Annotated in this window: 16 protein-coding genes; 9 read left to right on the forward strand and 7 right to left on the reverse strand. The window is 74.9% G+C overall.

Going from position 1 to position 14,832, the window contains the following annotated elements; genetic code table 11:
• Window positions 1-9: 9 nt before the first annotated feature.
• Genes ACDF64_RS01515 through ACDF64_RS01525 form a run of 3 tightly spaced genes read right to left on the reverse strand, consistent with a single transcriptional unit; the run spans window position 10 to window position 2,260 of the window.
• Complete coding sequence (locus ACDF64_RS01515) at window positions 10-870, reverse strand: biotin-dependent carboxyltransferase family protein (RefSeq protein WP_394553019.1); 861 nt, start codon at window positions 868-870, stop codon at window positions 10-12.
• On the reverse strand, window positions 867-1,538 hold the full coding sequence (locus ACDF64_RS01520; protein ID WP_394553020.1) for an allophanate hydrolase subunit 1: 672 nt from the start codon (window positions 1,536-1,538) through the stop codon (window positions 867-869). Before ACDF64_RS01520 ends, ACDF64_RS01515 begins: the two co-directional genes overlap by 4 nt.
• The gene (locus ACDF64_RS01525; RefSeq protein WP_394553021.1) at window positions 1,535-2,260 is read right to left on the reverse strand and encodes a LamB/YcsF family protein; all 726 of its coding nucleotides are present in this window, start codon (window positions 2,258-2,260) and stop codon (window positions 1,535-1,537) included. Before ACDF64_RS01525 ends, ACDF64_RS01520 begins: the two co-directional genes overlap by 4 nt.
• 538 nt (window positions 2,261-2,798) lie before the next feature.
• On the opposite strand from ACDF64_RS01525, the gene ACDF64_RS01530 reads away from it, so the two are divergent.
• Window positions 2,799-4,304: a SprT-like domain-containing protein gene (locus ACDF64_RS01530; RefSeq protein WP_394553022.1), complete on the forward strand. Its 1,506-nt coding sequence runs from the start codon at window positions 2,799-2,801 to the stop codon at window positions 4,302-4,304.
• Between the two features lie 88 nt (window positions 4,305-4,392).
• Window positions 4,393-5,172, forward strand: a complete 780-nt coding sequence (locus tag ACDF64_RS01535; protein WP_394553023.1) for a CGNR zinc finger domain-containing protein — start codon at window positions 4,393-4,395, stop codon at window positions 5,170-5,172.
• 49 nt (window positions 5,173-5,221) lie between these two features.
• On the opposite strand, the gene ACDF64_RS01540 is transcribed toward ACDF64_RS01535, so the two are convergent.
• Window positions 5,222-5,800, reverse strand: a complete 579-nt coding sequence (locus tag ACDF64_RS01540; RefSeq protein WP_394553024.1) for a 2-phosphosulfolactate phosphatase — start codon at window positions 5,798-5,800, stop codon at window positions 5,222-5,224.
• Window positions 5,801-5,949: 149 nt separating this feature from the next.
• Between ACDF64_RS01540 and ACDF64_RS01545 the strand changes: the two genes are divergently transcribed.
• The 3 genes from ACDF64_RS01545 (at window position 5,950) to ACDF64_RS01555 (ending at window position 9,044) form a co-directional block, all read left to right on the forward strand.
• On the forward strand, window positions 5,950-6,543 hold the full coding sequence (locus ACDF64_RS01545) for a hypothetical protein (protein WP_394553025.1): 594 nt from the start codon (window positions 5,950-5,952) through the stop codon (window positions 6,541-6,543).
• Window positions 6,540-7,169: a DUF1684 domain-containing protein gene (locus tag ACDF64_RS01550; RefSeq protein WP_394553026.1), complete on the forward strand. Its 630-nt coding sequence runs from the start codon at window positions 6,540-6,542 to the stop codon at window positions 7,167-7,169. Before ACDF64_RS01545 ends, ACDF64_RS01550 begins: the two co-directional genes overlap by 4 nt.
• A 300-nt stretch (window positions 7,170-7,469) precedes the next feature.
• Window positions 7,470-9,044: a DEAD/DEAH box helicase gene (locus ACDF64_RS01555; protein ID WP_394553027.1), complete on the forward strand. Its 1,575-nt coding sequence runs from the start codon at window positions 7,470-7,472 to the stop codon at window positions 9,042-9,044.
• An 83-nt stretch (window positions 9,045-9,127) separates the two neighbouring features.
• On the opposite strand, the gene ACDF64_RS01560 is transcribed toward ACDF64_RS01555, so the two are convergent.
• On the reverse strand, window positions 9,128-10,624 hold the full coding sequence (locus ACDF64_RS01560) for a S1C family serine protease (protein ID WP_394553028.1): 1,497 nt from the start codon (window positions 10,622-10,624) through the stop codon (window positions 9,128-9,130).
• Between the two features lie 170 nt (window positions 10,625-10,794).
• On the opposite strand from ACDF64_RS01560, the gene ACDF64_RS01565 reads away from it, so the two are divergent.
• Window positions 10,795-11,298 (forward strand): GNAT family N-acetyltransferase, encoded by a 504-nt coding sequence (locus ACDF64_RS01565; RefSeq protein ID WP_394553029.1) that lies wholly within the window; start codon window positions 10,795-10,797, stop codon window positions 11,296-11,298.
• 115 nt (window positions 11,299-11,413) lie between these two features.
• On the opposite strand, the gene ACDF64_RS01570 is transcribed toward ACDF64_RS01565, so the two are convergent.
• The gene (locus ACDF64_RS01570; RefSeq protein WP_394553030.1) at window positions 11,414-11,995 is read right to left on the reverse strand and encodes an NUDIX hydrolase family protein; all 582 of its coding nucleotides are present in this window, start codon (window positions 11,993-11,995) and stop codon (window positions 11,414-11,416) included.
• A 53-nt stretch (window positions 11,996-12,048) separates the two neighbouring features.
• Here ACDF64_RS01570 and ACDF64_RS01575 point away from each other — a divergent pair, with 53 nt between their 5' ends.
• On the forward strand, window positions 12,049-12,789 hold the full coding sequence (locus tag ACDF64_RS01575; RefSeq protein ID WP_394553031.1) for an alpha/beta hydrolase: 741 nt from the start codon (window positions 12,049-12,051) through the stop codon (window positions 12,787-12,789).
• Window positions 12,790-12,823: 34 nt separating this feature from the next.
• Here ACDF64_RS01575 and ACDF64_RS01580 read toward each other — a convergent pair whose 3' ends face one another.
• A complete protein-coding gene (locus ACDF64_RS01580) occupies window positions 12,824-13,207 on the reverse strand; it encodes a DUF5997 family protein (RefSeq protein ID WP_394555033.1) in 384 nt (127 codons plus the stop codon).
• 60 nt (window positions 13,208-13,267) lie between these two features.
• Here ACDF64_RS01580 and ACDF64_RS01585 point away from each other — a divergent pair, with 60 nt between their 5' ends.
• Both ACDF64_RS01585 and ACDF64_RS01590 read left to right on the forward strand, forming a co-directional pair.
• Window positions 13,268-13,951, forward strand: a complete 684-nt coding sequence (locus ACDF64_RS01585) for a LysR family substrate-binding domain-containing protein (RefSeq protein WP_394553032.1) — start codon at window positions 13,268-13,270, stop codon at window positions 13,949-13,951.
• 103 nt (window positions 13,952-14,054) lie between these two features.
• Complete coding sequence (locus tag ACDF64_RS01590) at window positions 14,055-14,798, forward strand: glutamine amidotransferase (protein ID WP_394553033.1); 744 nt, start codon at window positions 14,055-14,057, stop codon at window positions 14,796-14,798.
• Window positions 14,799-14,832 lie beyond the last annotated feature (34 nt).

Here is a 14,832-nt window from a genome sequence, read left to right on the forward strand (position 1 = left end):
GAACTCGGCTCACGCGTGGCGGAAGCGCACCGACTGACCGGGGCGCAGCTGCGCCACGCGGTCGAGCGACGCGGCGGAGACGACCGCGATCACGGGGTAGCCGCCGGTGACGGGGCGGTCCGCGAGCAGGATCGTCGGCAGGCCCGACGGCGGCACCTGCACCGACCCGGGCACGGTCCCCTCGCTCGGCAGCTCGCCGCGGACGCGTCGCTCGAGCGGCACGCCGTCGAGTCGCGCGCCGACCCGGTCGGCGTCGGCCGAGCAGCGCCACTCGCGATCGAACAGCGCGGCGCGCGAGGCATCCGTGAACCAGTCGCCGCGGGGACCGGGCAGGAGCCCCAGCGTGACCGTGCCGGTCGGCGGCGGGAAGGCCGCCTCGGCGTCCAGGACCGGGACGGATGCCTTTGGCTCGGCGCCGAGCGCCAACACGTCGCCCGCGGCGACGGGCGCCGGCCCGAGCCCGGCGAGCGTGTCGCGCGAGCGCGACCCCAGCACCTCGGGCACGTCGATGCCGCCGCGCACGGCGAGGTACGAGCGGATGCCCCGCTCCGGCATGCCGACCTCGATCTCCGACCCGGCCGACGCGCGCGCGGCCGCGTAGGGTGCGATCCGGTGTCCGTCGAGTCGGACCGGCCCCCACGCGCCGGCGACCGCGAACCAGCGCTCCGACGCGAACCGGGCTCGGAACCCGCCGCCCGTGAGCTCGAGCGCCGCCGCGCCGTCCGGGTTCCCCACGAGCCGGTTCGCGAGCGCGAGCGCGCCGCGGTCGAGCGCACCCGATCGGGCCACGCCGAGGTGCGCGAAGCCGGGGCGGCCGAGGTCCTCCACGAGGGCCAGGGCGCCGGCGGCCAGCACCTCGAGCGCGCTCACGACGCCGCTGCCTCGAAGCGGACGCGCGTGCCGGGTGCCAGGAGCGCCGGGCTCGGGGCATCCGGATCCCACAGGACCGCGTCGGTCCGGCCGATGAGGCGCCACCCGCCGGGACTCTGCCGGGGGTAGGCGCCCGAGAACGGTCCGGCGAGGCCGAGCGCGCCCGCCGGCACGCGCGTGCGCGGGGCATCCAGTCGCGGGACCTCGAACGGCCAGTCGTCGGCGACGAGGTAGGCGAACCCGGGCGCGAACCCGATGAACGCGACCCGCCAGTGCGCGGCGCGGTGGCGCGCTGCGAGCGCCTCGGGCGAGAGGCCGAGCAGGTCGGCGGTCGCGGCGAGGTCCTCGCCGTCGTAGACGACCGGGACGACCGCGGATGCGGGCGGCGCCTCGGGCTGCGCCGTCTCGGGCTGCGCCCCGGGGTGCGCGGTGTCTGGCCGCGCGGCCTCCGCGCCGGCGCCCGCCCGCCGGATCCACGCCGCGGCCGACTCGAGCGGCAGCCGCCGCGGGTCGACGCCGACGAGCACGGTGCGCGCCGCGGGCACGAGGTCGATGAGCCCGTGCGGCCGGTCGGCCGCGAGCAGGTCGTGGAGCACCAGGACGTCGGCGAGGTCGTCGCATTCCACGAGCAGCGCCGTTTCGCCCGACGGCAGGATGCGCCGGCTCACGCGAACGGCTCCACGACGACGCCCGCCGCGTCGAGAGCCTCGCGCACCGCTCGGCCGATCCCGATCGCGCCCGGCGTGTCGCCGTGGAAGCAGAGGGAGTCGACGTCGGCGCGCCCCGCGAGCTCGACCGCGCGCGCGGCCGCGACCGACGGGTCCGTCACGATCGCCCCCGGCTCACCGCGCGGCACGAGCGAGCCGTCGGGAAGGATGCCCCGGTCGACGAAGGCCTCGCGCGCGAAGCGCAGGCCCGAGGCATCCGACGCGCGCTCGAGTGCGCTGCCCGCCATGCCCAGGAGCGACAGCGCGGGGTCGTAGGCGGCGACCGCGGCCGCGTAGGCGCGCGCCGCCTCCTCGTCGGCGCCGAGCCGGTGGTAGAGCGCGCCGTGCGCCTTCACGTAGCGGACCCGGGTGCCGGCCGCGCGTGCGATGCCGTCGAGCGCGCCGAGCTGGTACAGGAGCTCGGCCGCGAGCTCGTCGGGAGCCGCGGCGAGCGCGCGCCGGCCGAATCCCGCGAGGTCGCGGTAGCCCGGATGCGCGCCGAGCGCGACGCCGTGCGCGACCGCGAGCGCGACGCTCGAGCGCATGACCACGGGGTCGCCCGCGTGGAATCCGCACGCGACGTTCGCACTCGAGACGACCTCGAACAGCGCGGCGTCGTCGGCGAGCCGCCAGGCCCCGAAGGATTCGCCGAGGTCGCAGTTGAGGTCGATCCGAACCGGCATCCTCCCATTCTGCCGCCGCGACGGGGAGACTGGAGCGGTGCGGTGGTCGAGGAGCACGCCCGACGGTCTCGAGACGCGTCGCCTCCGGCGGCGCTCCTCGACCAACGACCCCGCCCTGTGTTCGAGGAGCGCCCGAGCGGAATCAGCCTCCCGGTGGTCGAGGAGCGCCCGAGCGGAATCCGCCCCCCGGTGGTCGAGGAGCGCCCGAGCGGAATCAGCCTCCCGGTGGTCGAGGAGCGCCCGAGCGGAATCAGCCCCCCGCCGGTCGAGGAGCGCCCGAGCGGAATCTGCCCCCCGGTGGTCGAGGAGCGCCCGAGCGGAGCGAGGACGCGTCTCGAGACCCGCCGCACCCGTCGCCGTCGCGCTCGCCGTCCTCCTCGCCGGCTGCACGGCCCCGCCCGAGCCGAACCTGCCGACCACGACCGCCGCGCCCACCCCGTCCGCGCCCACCCCGTCGACCGAGCCGAGCACGGCTCCCCCGGCCGCGACGCCGGAACCGCCGCCACCGGTCCTGCACCCGGCCGGCCCCGTCGGCGTCGTGGCATCCGGGCTCGAGGCGCCCTGGTCGATCCTCACGCTGCCCGACGGCGGCGTGCTCGTGAGCGAACGCGACGCGGCCCGCATCGTCGAGGTGCTCCCCGACGGATCGCTCCGCACGGTCGCCGACGTCCCCGGCGTCGCACCGGCGGGCGAAGGCGGCCTGCTCGGCCTCGAGTACCGCGCCCCCGACGGCGACCGGCCCGCGTACGTGTACGCGATGCACACCGCCCCCGACGACAACCGGATCGTGCGGATGCCCCTCACCGGCGGCCGCGGCGGGTACGCGCTCGGCGCGCCCGAGCCGATCCTCACCGGCATCCCGAAGGCGTCGAACCACGACGGCGGCCGGATCGCGTTCGGCCCGGACGGCCTCCTCTACGCGACCACGGGCGACGCCGCGCTGCGCGATGTGGCGCAGGACCCGGGGTCGCTCGCGGGCAAGATCCTGCGGATGACGGCGGAGGGTCGGCCCGTGCCGGGCAATCCGTTCGGCAACCTCGTCTGGAGCCTCGGCCACCGGAACCCGCAGGGTATCGCGTGGGATGCCTCGGGCCGGCTGTGGGCGGCCGAGTTCGGGCAGAACAGGTGGGACGAGCTCAACCTGATCACGCCCGGCGGCAACTACGGCTGGCCCGTCGTCGAGGGCGTCGCGGGGAACCCCGCCTTCCTCGACCCCGTCGTGCAGTGGCCGACCTCGGAGGCGAGCCCGAGCGGGCTCGCGATCCTGGGCGACACGCTGTTCGTCGCGTCGCTGCGCGGCGAGCGGATCTGGACCGCCTCGCCCGCGTCGGGCGGCGCGGGACGCGGGCAGCGCCCCGACGCTCACCGCGACGCCCTGGTTCGTCGGCGAGTTCGGGCGCATCCGCGACGTGGTCCGGGCACCGGACGGCGGCCTGTGGTTCCTGTCGAACAACACCGACGGGCGGGGCTCGCCGTCCGCCGGCGACGACCGCATCTACGCGGTCGCAGTGGCGCCGTGACGGATGTCTGCACCCCGGAGTACCCTCTGGGCATGGCGGAACTGGAGCGGGTGCGCAGGTGGGCGGACGCCCTGATCGCCCTGCACCTCGATCCCGCCGAGTGGAGCTTCGGGTTCGACAACGCGAAGAAGCGCGCCGGGCTGTGCAACTACACGTCGAAGCGGATCACGGTGTCGCGGTACCTCGCGGCCCGCTACGAGGACGACGAAGTGCACCAGATCCTCCTGCACGAGGTCGCCCACGCACTCGCCGGGCCACGCGCGGGCCACGGGCCGAAATGGCGGCAGGTCGCCGACGGCCTCGGCTACGTCGGCCGCCGCACGCACGACGGCGAGATCGTCGACGAGCTCGCACCGTGGGTCGGCCGGTGCCCGGCCGGGCACACCCACTACCGGTACCGGGCGCCCGCGCGGCCGCTGAGCTGCGGGCTCTGCCACCGCGGGTTCGACCGCGCGAGCCTCATCGACTGGCGCCGGCGCGAGATCACCGCCGCGATGCGACGGCAGGCCGCGAGCCGCGCGTAGGCGGTGCGACCCGCCACAGGGCGACACGCGCGACGCGGCATCCGTCATCGACCGAGCGCGCGCCGCGGTGGGACTAGTGTGAAGGATCGTGCCCGTCTCGACCGTCACCATCCCCGTCGGCCAGTGGTTCACGTCGTCGGACGGGCAGCGGTGGTGGTTCGACTCGGGCTCGTTCGCACTCGACTTCGCGTACACCGGCCCCATGGGCCAGGGATCCCCCGGCGTCGAGCAGCTGCACTCCCCCGACGACCTCACGTCGTGGATCGCGTCGCGCTTCCCCATGCCCGTCGGCGCGGCCCGCACGCGCGACCTGTTCGACGCGGTCGGCCTGCGTGACGCGATCGCCCGGCTCGCGCACGCCGCGAGCGCGGGCGAGCCGCTGCGCAGCGACGACGTCGACACGGTGAACCTGTTCGCCGCGACCCCCGACATCCCGCCCGTCCTCGGCGGCGGGGCGCGCCGCGCGGGCCGCAGCGTACAATCCGTCGGCCAGGCGCTCGCGACGATCGCCCGCGAAGCCGTCGACCTGTTCTCGCCCGAGAACCTCGAGCGCGTGCGCTGCTGCAGCGCCGAGGACTGCGGGATCGTCTACCTCGACACCTCGCGCGCGGCCACCCGACGCTGGTGCTCGATGCAGCGCTGCGGCAACCGGGCGAAGGTCCGCGCGCACCGGGCTCGCAAGTCCGGTGCGGGCCGCTCGCGCCTCGCCGCGGCCGCCGCCGCGGCGGCCGCGAGCGCGCCGGTCGCGTCCTCGGTGGTCGCTGCGACCATCACGGTCCCGGCCACGGCGTCACCGGCCGCGCCGGCGCCGGCGGGTTCGGATGCCGCGGGCGCGGCGAGCCCGCACCCCGACGAGTCCGCGGCGTAGCCCGCACCCGAGCCCGAGCCCGCCCCGGCCTGAGGCCGTCCCCCCGCGGCTACCGCCCCGCGCGGAGGATCCGCGGGCGGTCCGAGGCATCCAGCACGGCCGCACGCGCGATGTCCTCGTGCGACCGCCCCGCCTCGACGGCGGCACGACCCGCGGCGGACGCGGTCGTCAGGTGCCGCACCGCGCGCCGGAGCCCCGTGAACGCCGCGCACGCGACCGCCGCCTCGGGCGACGTGTCGTCGATGCCGAGGGCTGCGAGCGCGTCCACGACCGCCCCGGCCGCGAGCACGTCGGCCGCGGCGAACCCCTCGCCGGATCCGGCCGCGAGGATCGCGAGGTAGGCGCGACGCCCGAGCCGCTCCTGCTCGGCGAGGATCCACCGCGCGGTCGCGGAGGCATCCTCGAACCCGGCGACCAGGATCGCGGGCGCGACGCCGACCGCGTGCGCGGCCGCGGCCTCGGCGAGCGCGTCCAGCGGTGCGTCGGATGCCTCGCCGATCGGGTCGACCCACACGACGATGTCGACGCCGGCCCCGACGCGGGCGAGGCCCGCGACGCCCTCGTCGAATCGGACCTGGTACTTGGCCTGGGAACGGGGGTCGGCGGTCGGCTGGGGCGATGCGGTCACCGGATCAGGCTAGCCGCCGCGACGACGACGTTCCCGCCCGTCGACGCCGGGAGTCATGCCCGCGTCGAGGCGCCGACCGGCACGCGCACCGGCACGCGGATCGGCGCCGGGCCCCTTTCCCCGGGGCATCCGCGTCCTACGCTCACGGCATGCGGGTTCTGCTGAAGATCCGACTCGACTGCGATCCGGATGCCGCGTGGCGGGCGATCCGCAGCCCGGCCGTGCTGCGCGAGGTCGTCGCCCCGTGGCTCGACTTCGCCTCGCTCGAGGCGGGCGGCCTGCCGACGGTGTGGCCCGAGGGACGCCACCGGCTGCGCCCGCTCGCGCTGCGGAAGTGGCCTGCGGGCGAGGAGGTCGTCGACATCGCGTACCCGGACGGCCTGCCCGAGGGCGTGCGCATGCTTCGCGACGGCGGCGGCGCGATCACGGGCCCGCTCGCCGCGTTCGCGAGGTGGGATCACCGGATGGCGGTCTCGGCGCTGCCCGGAGGCGGCACCCTGTACCGCGACCGGCTCCTCGCCACGACCGGCAACGCGCTCGCGGACGCCGCCTGCTGGTACCCGACGTGGGCGTTCTGGCAGTGGCGCGGCGCCCGGCTCAAGGCGCTCGCGCCGGGCTGGGCCTTCGACCCGCCGGGCACGTGGGATGCGGTGCGGGCCGAGGCCGCGGCCGCGGCGAGCGCGGACGCCGCGGCCGGCGGGGCATCCGGCAAAGGGGCATCCGGCGACGGGGCATCCGCATGATCGACACGCTCGGCGCCCTCCAGCTCGCCGACTGGCGACGCCGCGTGATCGGCCTGTACGCGGGCGTGCGACACCTGAGCGCGCACGACCCGCGCGCCGGGCACGATCTCTGGCGGAGCGGGCGGGACGAGCTGTTCGCGGGGCATCCGTCGTCGCCCCTGCTGCCCGACGACCGGCAGCGCTTCACGGGCCTCACGGTCGCCGCGTACGACCCGGACTGGCGGTTCGAACTCGAGGTGCGCCGGCCGGTCGAGCCCGAGCGGCGGTCGATGGACGGCGGCGCGGACGGCCCGATCCCGTTCCTGCTCGTCGGCACCGTGCGCGTGCCGTACCTCGGCGAACTCGGCGTGTGGCGGGTGGTCGGCTACGGCGGCGGGCTCTTCCTGCCCGTGAAGGACGGGCTCGCGGGCCGGCCCGGCGGCACGTTCGGCGGCGGGCGCTACCTGCTCGACACCGTCAAGGGCGCCGACCTCGGGTCGGGCGCGGCGGGTGACACGCTGATCATCGACTTCAACTTCGCGTACAACCCGTCGTGCGCCTACGACCCGTCGTGGACCTGCCCGCTCGCGCCCGACGCCAACGTGATCCGAGAGGATGTCCCGGTCGGCGAACTCGTGCCCCGCTGACCGGCCCACCGGCCCGCGCCCGGGACCGCGTCGAGACCGGCGCCGGGGGCGGGGCCGGTGCCCGCGACGGCGCCTCGGAGGCCGCACCCAGCCGAGTCCGCTATGGTTGGGGAGGCCCCGCGTTCGCGAGGCCTGCGTCGTAGACACGCTTCCGGGCTCCGCCCGACGACTTCATACGGCGAACGGATGCGCCGACCGGTGCCTTCGCCACCATCCCACCGCAGGGTTCGCGCCACGAGGCGCGCCCGCGCCGCGGCATCCGCGTGCGTGCTCCCGCGGTGCCCACCCGAACGGATCTCCATGACCGACCTCACCTTCGGCGCGCTCGGCGTGCCCGCACCCCTCGTCGCCGTGCTCGCGGCCGACGGCAAGACGACCCCCTTCCCGATCCAGGCAGACACCCTGCCCGACACGCTCGCCGGGCGCGACGTGCTCGGCCGCGGCAAGACGGGCTCGGGCAAGACCATCGCGTTCGCCCTCCCGCTCGTCGCGCGCCTCGGCGGCAAGCTCGCCGGCGGCCGTCGCCGCGGCGGCCGCCCGCTCGCGCTCGTGCTCGCTCCGACCCGCGAACTCGCGACCCAGATCACGAACACGATCACGCCGCTCGCCGACGCCTACGGCCTGAAGGCGACCACCATCTACGGCGGCATCAACCAGAAGCGCCAGGTCGAGGCGCTGAACGCCGGCGTCGACATCGTCGTCGCCACCCCCGGCCGCCTCGAGGACCTCATGAAGCAGGGCTTCGCGCACCTCGACGCGGTCGAGATCACCGTGCTCGACGAGGCCGACCACATGGCCGACCTCGGGTTCCTGCCCGTCGTCACCCGGATCCTCGACAAGACGCCGCAGGGCGGCCAGCGCCTGCTGTTCTCGGCGACCCTCGACAACGGGGTCGACAAGCTCGTGAAGCGGTACCTGCAGAACGAGGTGCTGCACTCGGTCGACGAGGCGCACTCGCCCGTCGCCGCGATGACGCACCACGTCTTCCAGGTCGCCGACACCGCCGAGAAGGACGCGCTCGTGAAGGCGCTCGCGTCCGGCACCGGCCGGCGCATCCTCTTCATGCGCACGAAGCACCAGGCGAAGAAGCTCGCCCGCAAGCTCACCGAGCAGGGCATCCCCGCCGTGGACCTGCACGGCAACCTGTCGCAGCCCCAGCGCGACCGGAACCTCGCCGCCTTCGGCGACGGCTCGGTGCACGTCATGGTCGCGACCGACGTCGCCGCGCGCGGCGTGCACGTCGACGACATCGAGCTCGTGATCCACGTCGACCCGCCCATGGAGCACAAGGCGTACCTGCACCGGTCGGGCCGCACCGCGCGCGCCGGCAGCGAGGGCGACGTCGTGACGATCGCGCTGCCCGCGCAGCTCGATGACCTGAAGAAGCTGCTCCGCAAGGCCGAGATCCACGTGGGAATCGAGCGCGTCACGCCCTCGACCCCGAAGGTCGTCGCGCTCATCGGCCAGGTCGCCCCGTACGTGAAGCCCGACCCCAAGGCGGCGCACCACGGCTCGCAGGGCGGCGGCACGTCGCAGGGCGCGAACGCGCAGCGCAAGCGTGCGGCGCGCGACGGCCGCGCCGGCGGCACGGGCCGCGGGACCGGGGCCGGTCGCGGCGACGGCCGTCGTCAGGGTGCCGAGCAGGCAGCGGATGCCCCCGCCCGCCCGCGCCGGGACCGCTCGGGCCGCCCCGCCGAGGCGAAGGCGGCCCCGGCCAAGCGCGGCGCCGGCCACAGCCGCGGCGCGCAGTCCACGGGCGCGCAGCGCGCCGCGGGTTCGCCGTCGGGGCGGTCGGCCGGCAAGGCCCCGCTCCGCGTCGGCAGCGTCGTGAGCCCGAACCGCAACACGCGCACCAACCGGCGCGCGCAGGGCTGACCCCGCCCCGCACCGGACACACCGAATCGCACCGGACCCCCGCATGCAGGGGTCCGGTGCGATTTCGCGTATCCGAAACGGGATCAGTAGATGGCGTAGAAGGTGGCGAGCACCTCGTCGACCGCGGCGAGGTCGGCGTCCGAGATCGCCTGCGCGGTCACGATCGTCGTGTAGGTGCCCTCGTAGTCGTTGGCGCCCACGACCACGTAGGTCGCGTTGCCGCCGCAGCCGGTGAAGATCTCCCAGACGCCGCTGTGCACGCCGTCGTCGAAGGGCTCACGGCCGTTCGAGGTGCAGCCCGCCTCGGCGAGGCCCGAGGTGACCAGGTCGGCCGCCGCGTCGGGCGTGAGCTGGGCGGTCTGCGACGCGTACACCGTCGCGCCCGGGGAGGTCCACGCCGAGGTGTAGCCGGCGAGGTCGGGCGATGCCGAGACCGCCTGCCACGTGTTGCCGGAGTCGTCGGTCACGGGTGCGCCGTCGACCTGGCTCCACGAGACCGGGGCGTCGAACGTGATCGCGCCCGAGTCATCCGTCACCGCGACCGTCTCGCCCGCGTCGGCGTCGGAGCCGCTGCTGACGACCGGCACGGCCGTGATCGGCTCGCCGTTGAACTGGCCGCGGTAGTAGGCCTCCTCGGACGGGCGGTAGAGCTCGACCGACAGGGTCGCGTCCTGCCCGTGGGTGCGCAGCACGTCGCAGTACTCGGTCATCGTGCCGTCCGCGCCGAGGCTCACGCCCTCCATGTTCGTCAGCAGGTCGCCCGGCTCGACGCCGGCCTCGTCCGCCGCCGAACCCGACTTCACCGAGTTGACCCAGATGCCCAGGCCCGCGCCCTCGTCGTCGACGAGCGCCTCGCCGTTGACGCCGAGCGAGAGGACGTCCTTGCCGTCGACCAGGTCGCCGATCACGTCGAGGACCGCGTCGCGGTGGATCGCGTAGTTGTAGTCGAGCGCGTCGTTGCCGGCGTAGTTCACGCCGACCAGGGCGCCCTCGGGGTCGACCAGCGGGCCGCCCGAGTTGCCGCCGCGGATGCGCGCGTCGTGCTCGATGACGGGCTCGACCGACGCCCACGAGGTCTGCCCGTCGGTCTCGGCCTTCGACACGATGCCCTTGGTCTCGGTGAACGTCGGGTCGCCCAGCGGGAACCCGGCCGCGTACACGTCGAGCGCGGTGTCGATGTCGCCCTTGCGCCAGTCGAGGAACGGGTAGCCGCTCCCCTCGAGCTGGACGACCGCGAGGTCGAGGCACTCCGACGAGCCGAGCACCTTGGCGCTGAGCTCCTTCGTGGTGTCGCCGCCGCGCCAGACCTTGATGGTGCCGGCGCCGGTGACCACGTGGTTGTTGGTGACCGCGAGGCCGTCGGGCGTGATGATGAAGCCCGACCCGCGGCCGGCGGCCTCGTAGCCGCCCTCCTCGGGCGACACGAACGTGCCGACGGACTCGATCTGGATGGTGGCCGACTGGACGCCGTCGAAGCCGACGGGTGCGGTGCCTCCGGTCGGGAAACAACCGGACAGGCCGACGGCGAGGACGCCCGCGCCGACGGCAGCGCTGATCATGGTGGTGGTGTGCTGAGGCATGGTCAGAACGTACGATCGCGGCCGGTTCGGCCGGCACCGTGGCATCCCTGTCCCGGATCGCCGCAGACACTGATCCGCGCCTCGGTGCGGGCACTGAGGCGCGCGGATGCCCCGCACCGCGATTCCGCTCGATTTCGCGTGCGAGGAACCCTCGCCTACCCTTGGTCAACATGAGCACCGAAGTCGTTGCCCAAGCAGTCATCCGTCCCATCCGCGATTCCGACGCGGAGGCCCTCGGTCGAGTCCACGCCACCTGCTGGCACGAGACCTACGACCACCTCATCAGCGCCGCAGCCTTCGAGCACCTCTCACCCCGCCGCATGGCCGAGCTCTGGAACCACCTCGCCGAGCGCGGCGAGGAGTACCACCAGTACGCGGCACTCGTCGACGGCGAGATCGTCGGGTTCGTCGGCTCCGGCCCGGCGCGCGACGAGGATGCCCCGCGCGCGACCGAGCTCTACTTCATCTACGTGCTCGACGCCTACCACGGCACGGGCATCGGCACGCAGCTGTTCGAGGCGGCGGTTGGCGACGAGCCGACCTACCTCTGGGTCGCCGAGGACAACCCGCGCGCGCACCGGTTCTACGCGCGCCACGGGTTCGTCGCCGACGGCGCCGCCCAGGACCAGCCGTTCCTCGGCGAGACCATCCACGAGGTGCGCCTCGTGCGCTGATCTCCCGCGCACCTCGTTCCCGAACCCCAATTCAGGATGAGAGCCCCGTTGGGTGCATATCGCACCCAGCGGGGCTCTCGTCCTGAAATGGGGATGGGCCGGAGCTGTCGGCGGGTCAGGTGAGGGCGCCGACCGCGGCGAGCGCGCGGCGGACCACGAGCCCCCGGCCGCCCTCCATCTCGGCACCGACATCGCGCCCGGCGGCCTCGGTCGGGCTCATCCACGTCACCTCGAGCGCGTCCTGACGCGGCTCGCAGGTCCCCGTGACCGGCACGACGAAGACGAGCGACACCGCGTGCTGGCGTTCGTCGGTGAACGGCGAGATGCCGGGCAGCGGGAAGTACTCGGCCACGGTCGCCGGCACCGGGCTCGCGGGCAGGAGCGGGAACGCCATCGGGCCGAGGTCCTTCTCGAGGTGGCGGAACAGCGCGTCGCGCAGGGTCTCGCCGTACATCACGCGACCCGACACGAGCGTGCGCGTCATCTCGCCGAGCGCGTTCGCGCGCAGCAGCACGCCGACCTCGGTCACCTGCCCGAGCCCGTCGACGCGGACCGGCAGCGCCTCGACGTACAGCAGTGGGAGCCGGCCCCGGATCTGCGCGAGCTCGAGGTCGCTGAACCAGCCCGGCGTGGTCGACGGCGGCTGCGGGCGGTCGTCGTCCGGATTCCAGTCCGGGTCGGGGGTGCGCACGCTCATGGCTCGATTCTGCCCCACGCGGGCCGCGACGGCGGGGACGATAGGCTGCGCTGATGCGAATCGACGACGACGCCGTCATCTGGTCGGCGTCCGAGACCGACCGGGCCGGCCGCCCGCTCCTCCTGCTCCTGCACGGCTACAACTCGCACGAGGGCGACCTGTTCGGCCTCGCGCCGTACCTGCCGCTCGAACCGGTCATCGCGTCGCTCCGCGCGCCGCTCGACGCCGGGTACGGCTACGCCTGGTTCCCGCTGTTCGCCGACGCGGCGGACGAGCAGGATGCCCCGGGCGGAACGGATGCGCCGGAAGAGCAGGATGCCCCGGACGGAACGGATGCGCCGGGCGAAGCGTCGGCCTCGTCCGCCCAGGCGTCGACGCGCTCCCTGACCGACGCGGAGGCCGCCACCACGGCCGTGCTCGAGTGGCTCGACCGCGCGGCGCCGGACGCGGACCGCGTCGGCCTCCTCGGGTTCTCGCAGGGCGGGGCGATGTCGCTCGAACTGCTGCGCCGCGAGCCCGCTCGATTCGCGTTCGCGGCGACCCTCGCGGGCTTCGCCCTCCCCGGCGAGCGCGACGGCGACGTCGAGCTCGCCCGGATCCGCCCGCCGGTCTTCTGGGGTCGCGGCTCGATCGACCAGGTCATCCCCGCGGAGTTCGTCGCGCGCACGCAGGACTGGCTGCCGGAGCACGCCGACCTCGACTCGCGGATCTACGAGGGCCTCGCCCACTCGGTGTCGGACGCCGAACTCGGCGACGTGATCGCCTGGCTCCGAGCCCGGTACGCGACGGCGTGACGGGCGGGCGCTGGGCGCGGCATCCGTCGCCGGACTAGACCCCGCCGCCCCCGGAGGTCGCGCGGGCCGCACGCTCGCGGTCGCGGTCGGCGACCCGGATCTTCTCGGCGCGCACCTCGGCCTGCGTCGCGCGCTCGCGCACGAGCCACTCGGGCGGAGCGGCGAGCAGGTCCTTGATCTGGGCGGTCGTGAGCGCGTCCTCGATACCGGCGCGCACGAGGCCCGAGTTCGAGATGCCGAGCTTGTCGGCGATGACGCGCTTGGGGTGCGGCCCTTCGCGGCGGAGCACCTCGAGCCACTCCGGCGGGTCGGACTGCAGCGCGTTGTAGGCGTCGCGCGTGAGGGGCTGCGTGCGGAACTCCTCGGGTGCGGCCTCGAGCAGGATCCCGAGCTTCTTCGCCGCCGTCTCCGGCTTCATGGTCTGGGACTTGCCCTGCTGCTGGTTCACCCTGCCACCGTACCCCGATAGCCTGAGCGGATGGTCCTGCGCCTCGACTACGTCCAGGGCGTGAGCCCGGCGAAATGGCTCCGCGCCTGGGCCGAGCGGCGGCGCGACCAGCCGATCGAGGCTCGCCGGGTCGACGAGCCCGCACAGCTCGACGCGCTGCGCGCGGGCGAGGCCGACGTCGCCTTCGTGCGGCTGCCGATCGACGAGGCCGGCCTGCATCGCATCTCGCTGTGGGAGGAACGCGCGTTCGCGGCGCTCCCGAAGGAGCATCCGCTCGCCGACGCCGACGAGCTCTCGCTCGCCGACCTCGCCGGCGAGCCCGAGGCGCCCGTCCAGGACGACCCGGCCATGACGATGGAACTCGTCGGTGCGGGCACCGGGTGGGCGATCCTGCCGCAGTCGCTCACGCGGCTGCACCACCGCAAGGACGTCGTCGCGATCCCGCTCTCGGATGCCCCGCCCACGCGCATCGCGCTCGTGTGGCTCGTCGAGCGCGACGACGAGGACATCCAGGAGTTCGCGGGCGTCGTGCGCGGGCGCACCTCGCGCAGTTCGCGCGGTCAGGATGCCCCGGAGCCGGCGCCCGCGAAGGCGAAGGCGAAGGCGAAGGCCGGTTCGGCCAAGGCGGGCTCGGCCAAGGGCGGCGCGAAGGCCAAGGGCGGCGCGAAGCGCAAGCCCACGCCCAGGCAGGGCAAGTCCGCACGTCGGCGCTGAGCCGGGCGCGAGGCCCGGTGACGACGGGACCGACGGCGGATCGCGTCGGCACATGGCGTCATGGGACTGGCACGCGCGGGGCATCCGGCGCGACGATGGGGGCATGAGCGCGCGCGAGGGGACCGTCCTGCTCCTGTCCGTGCGCCCCGAGCGCACCGCGGCCGACGCGGAGGCCGAGTCGTTCCGGCGTGCGGCGGGCGTCGACGCCGCCGACTTCGCGCACCTGCGGCTCGACCTCGACCCGCTGTCGAGCGTCGACCTCGGCGGCGTCGCGGCGGTGCTCATCGGCGGGAGCCCGTTCAACGTGTCGACGCCCGAGTCCGAGAAGCCGCCCGTGCAGCGACGCATCGAGTCCGACCTGGTCCGCCTCGCCGAGTACGCGCTCGACCGCGACCTCCCGGTGCTCTTCACCTGCTACGGCATCGGCGTCCTCACGCGCGTGCTCGGCGGCACGGTCGACCGCACGTACGGCGAGGCGGTCGGCCCGACCCCCATCTCCCTCACGGACGCCGGACGCGCCGACCCGCTGACCGGCGCGCTCGACGCGCCGTTCACTGCGCTGGTCGGGCACAAGGAGGCGGCCGCGACGCTCCCGGCGGAGGCCACGCTGCTCGCCGGGTCCGAAGGATGCCCCGTGCAGGTGTACCGCGCGGGCCGCAGCGTCTACGCCACCCAGTTCCACCCGGAGGTGAGCGCCGACGACTTCATCGCGAGGGCGACCCTCTACCGGGACTACGGCTACTTCCCGTCGGAGGAGCTCGATCACATCGCCGAGGTCGTGCGCGGGGCATCCGTCACCGAACCGCAGCGACTGCTGCACCGGTTCGTGGCACGCGCGAGGGGCTGAGCCGGGCCCCCGCCCTGGCCCAGCCCGTCGTGCC

This window comes from Agromyces sp. MMS24-JH15, assembly GCF_043518605.1.
GTDB lineage: Bacteria > Actinomycetota > Actinomycetes > Actinomycetales > Microbacteriaceae > Agromyces.

What these genes read in the sequence shown, in the direction of transcription:
- ACDF64_RS01525 (WP_394553021.1), bottom strand. Translation starts at nt 2,260, where the DNA reads ATGCCGGTTCGGATCGACCTCAACTGCGACCTCGGCGAATCCTTCGGG.
- ACDF64_RS01545 (WP_394553025.1), top strand. Translation starts at nt 5,950, where the DNA reads ATGCGGGTTCTGCTGAAGATCCGACTCGACTGCGATCCGGATGCCGCG.
- ACDF64_RS01550 (WP_394553026.1), top strand. Translation starts at nt 6,540, where the DNA reads ATGATCGACACGCTCGGCGCCCTCCAGCTCGCCGACTGGCGACGCCGC.
- ACDF64_RS01555 (WP_394553027.1), top strand. Translation starts at nt 7,470, where the DNA reads ATGACCGACCTCACCTTCGGCGCGCTCGGCGTGCCCGCACCCCTCGTC.
- ACDF64_RS01560 (WP_394553028.1), bottom strand. Translation starts at nt 10,624, where the DNA reads ATGCCTCAGCACACCACCACCATGATCAGCGCTGCCGTCGGCGCGGGC.
- ACDF64_RS01565 (WP_394553029.1), top strand. Translation starts at nt 10,795, where the DNA reads ATGAGCACCGAAGTCGTTGCCCAAGCAGTCATCCGTCCCATCCGCGAT.
- ACDF64_RS01570 (WP_394553030.1), bottom strand. Translation starts at nt 11,995, where the DNA reads ATGAGCGTGCGCACCCCCGACCCGGACTGGAATCCGGACGACGACCGC.
- ACDF64_RS01575 (WP_394553031.1), top strand. Translation starts at nt 12,049, where the DNA reads ATGCGAATCGACGACGACGCCGTCATCTGGTCGGCGTCCGAGACCGAC.
- ACDF64_RS01580 (WP_394555033.1), bottom strand. Translation starts at nt 13,207, where the DNA reads ATGAAGCCGGAGACGGCGGCGAAGAAGCTCGGGATCCTGCTCGAGGCC.
- ACDF64_RS01585 (WP_394553032.1), top strand. Translation starts at nt 13,268, where the DNA reads ATGGTCCTGCGCCTCGACTACGTCCAGGGCGTGAGCCCGGCGAAATGG.
- ACDF64_RS01590 (WP_394553033.1), top strand. Translation starts at nt 14,055, where the DNA reads ATGAGCGCGCGCGAGGGGACCGTCCTGCTCCTGTCCGTGCGCCCCGAG.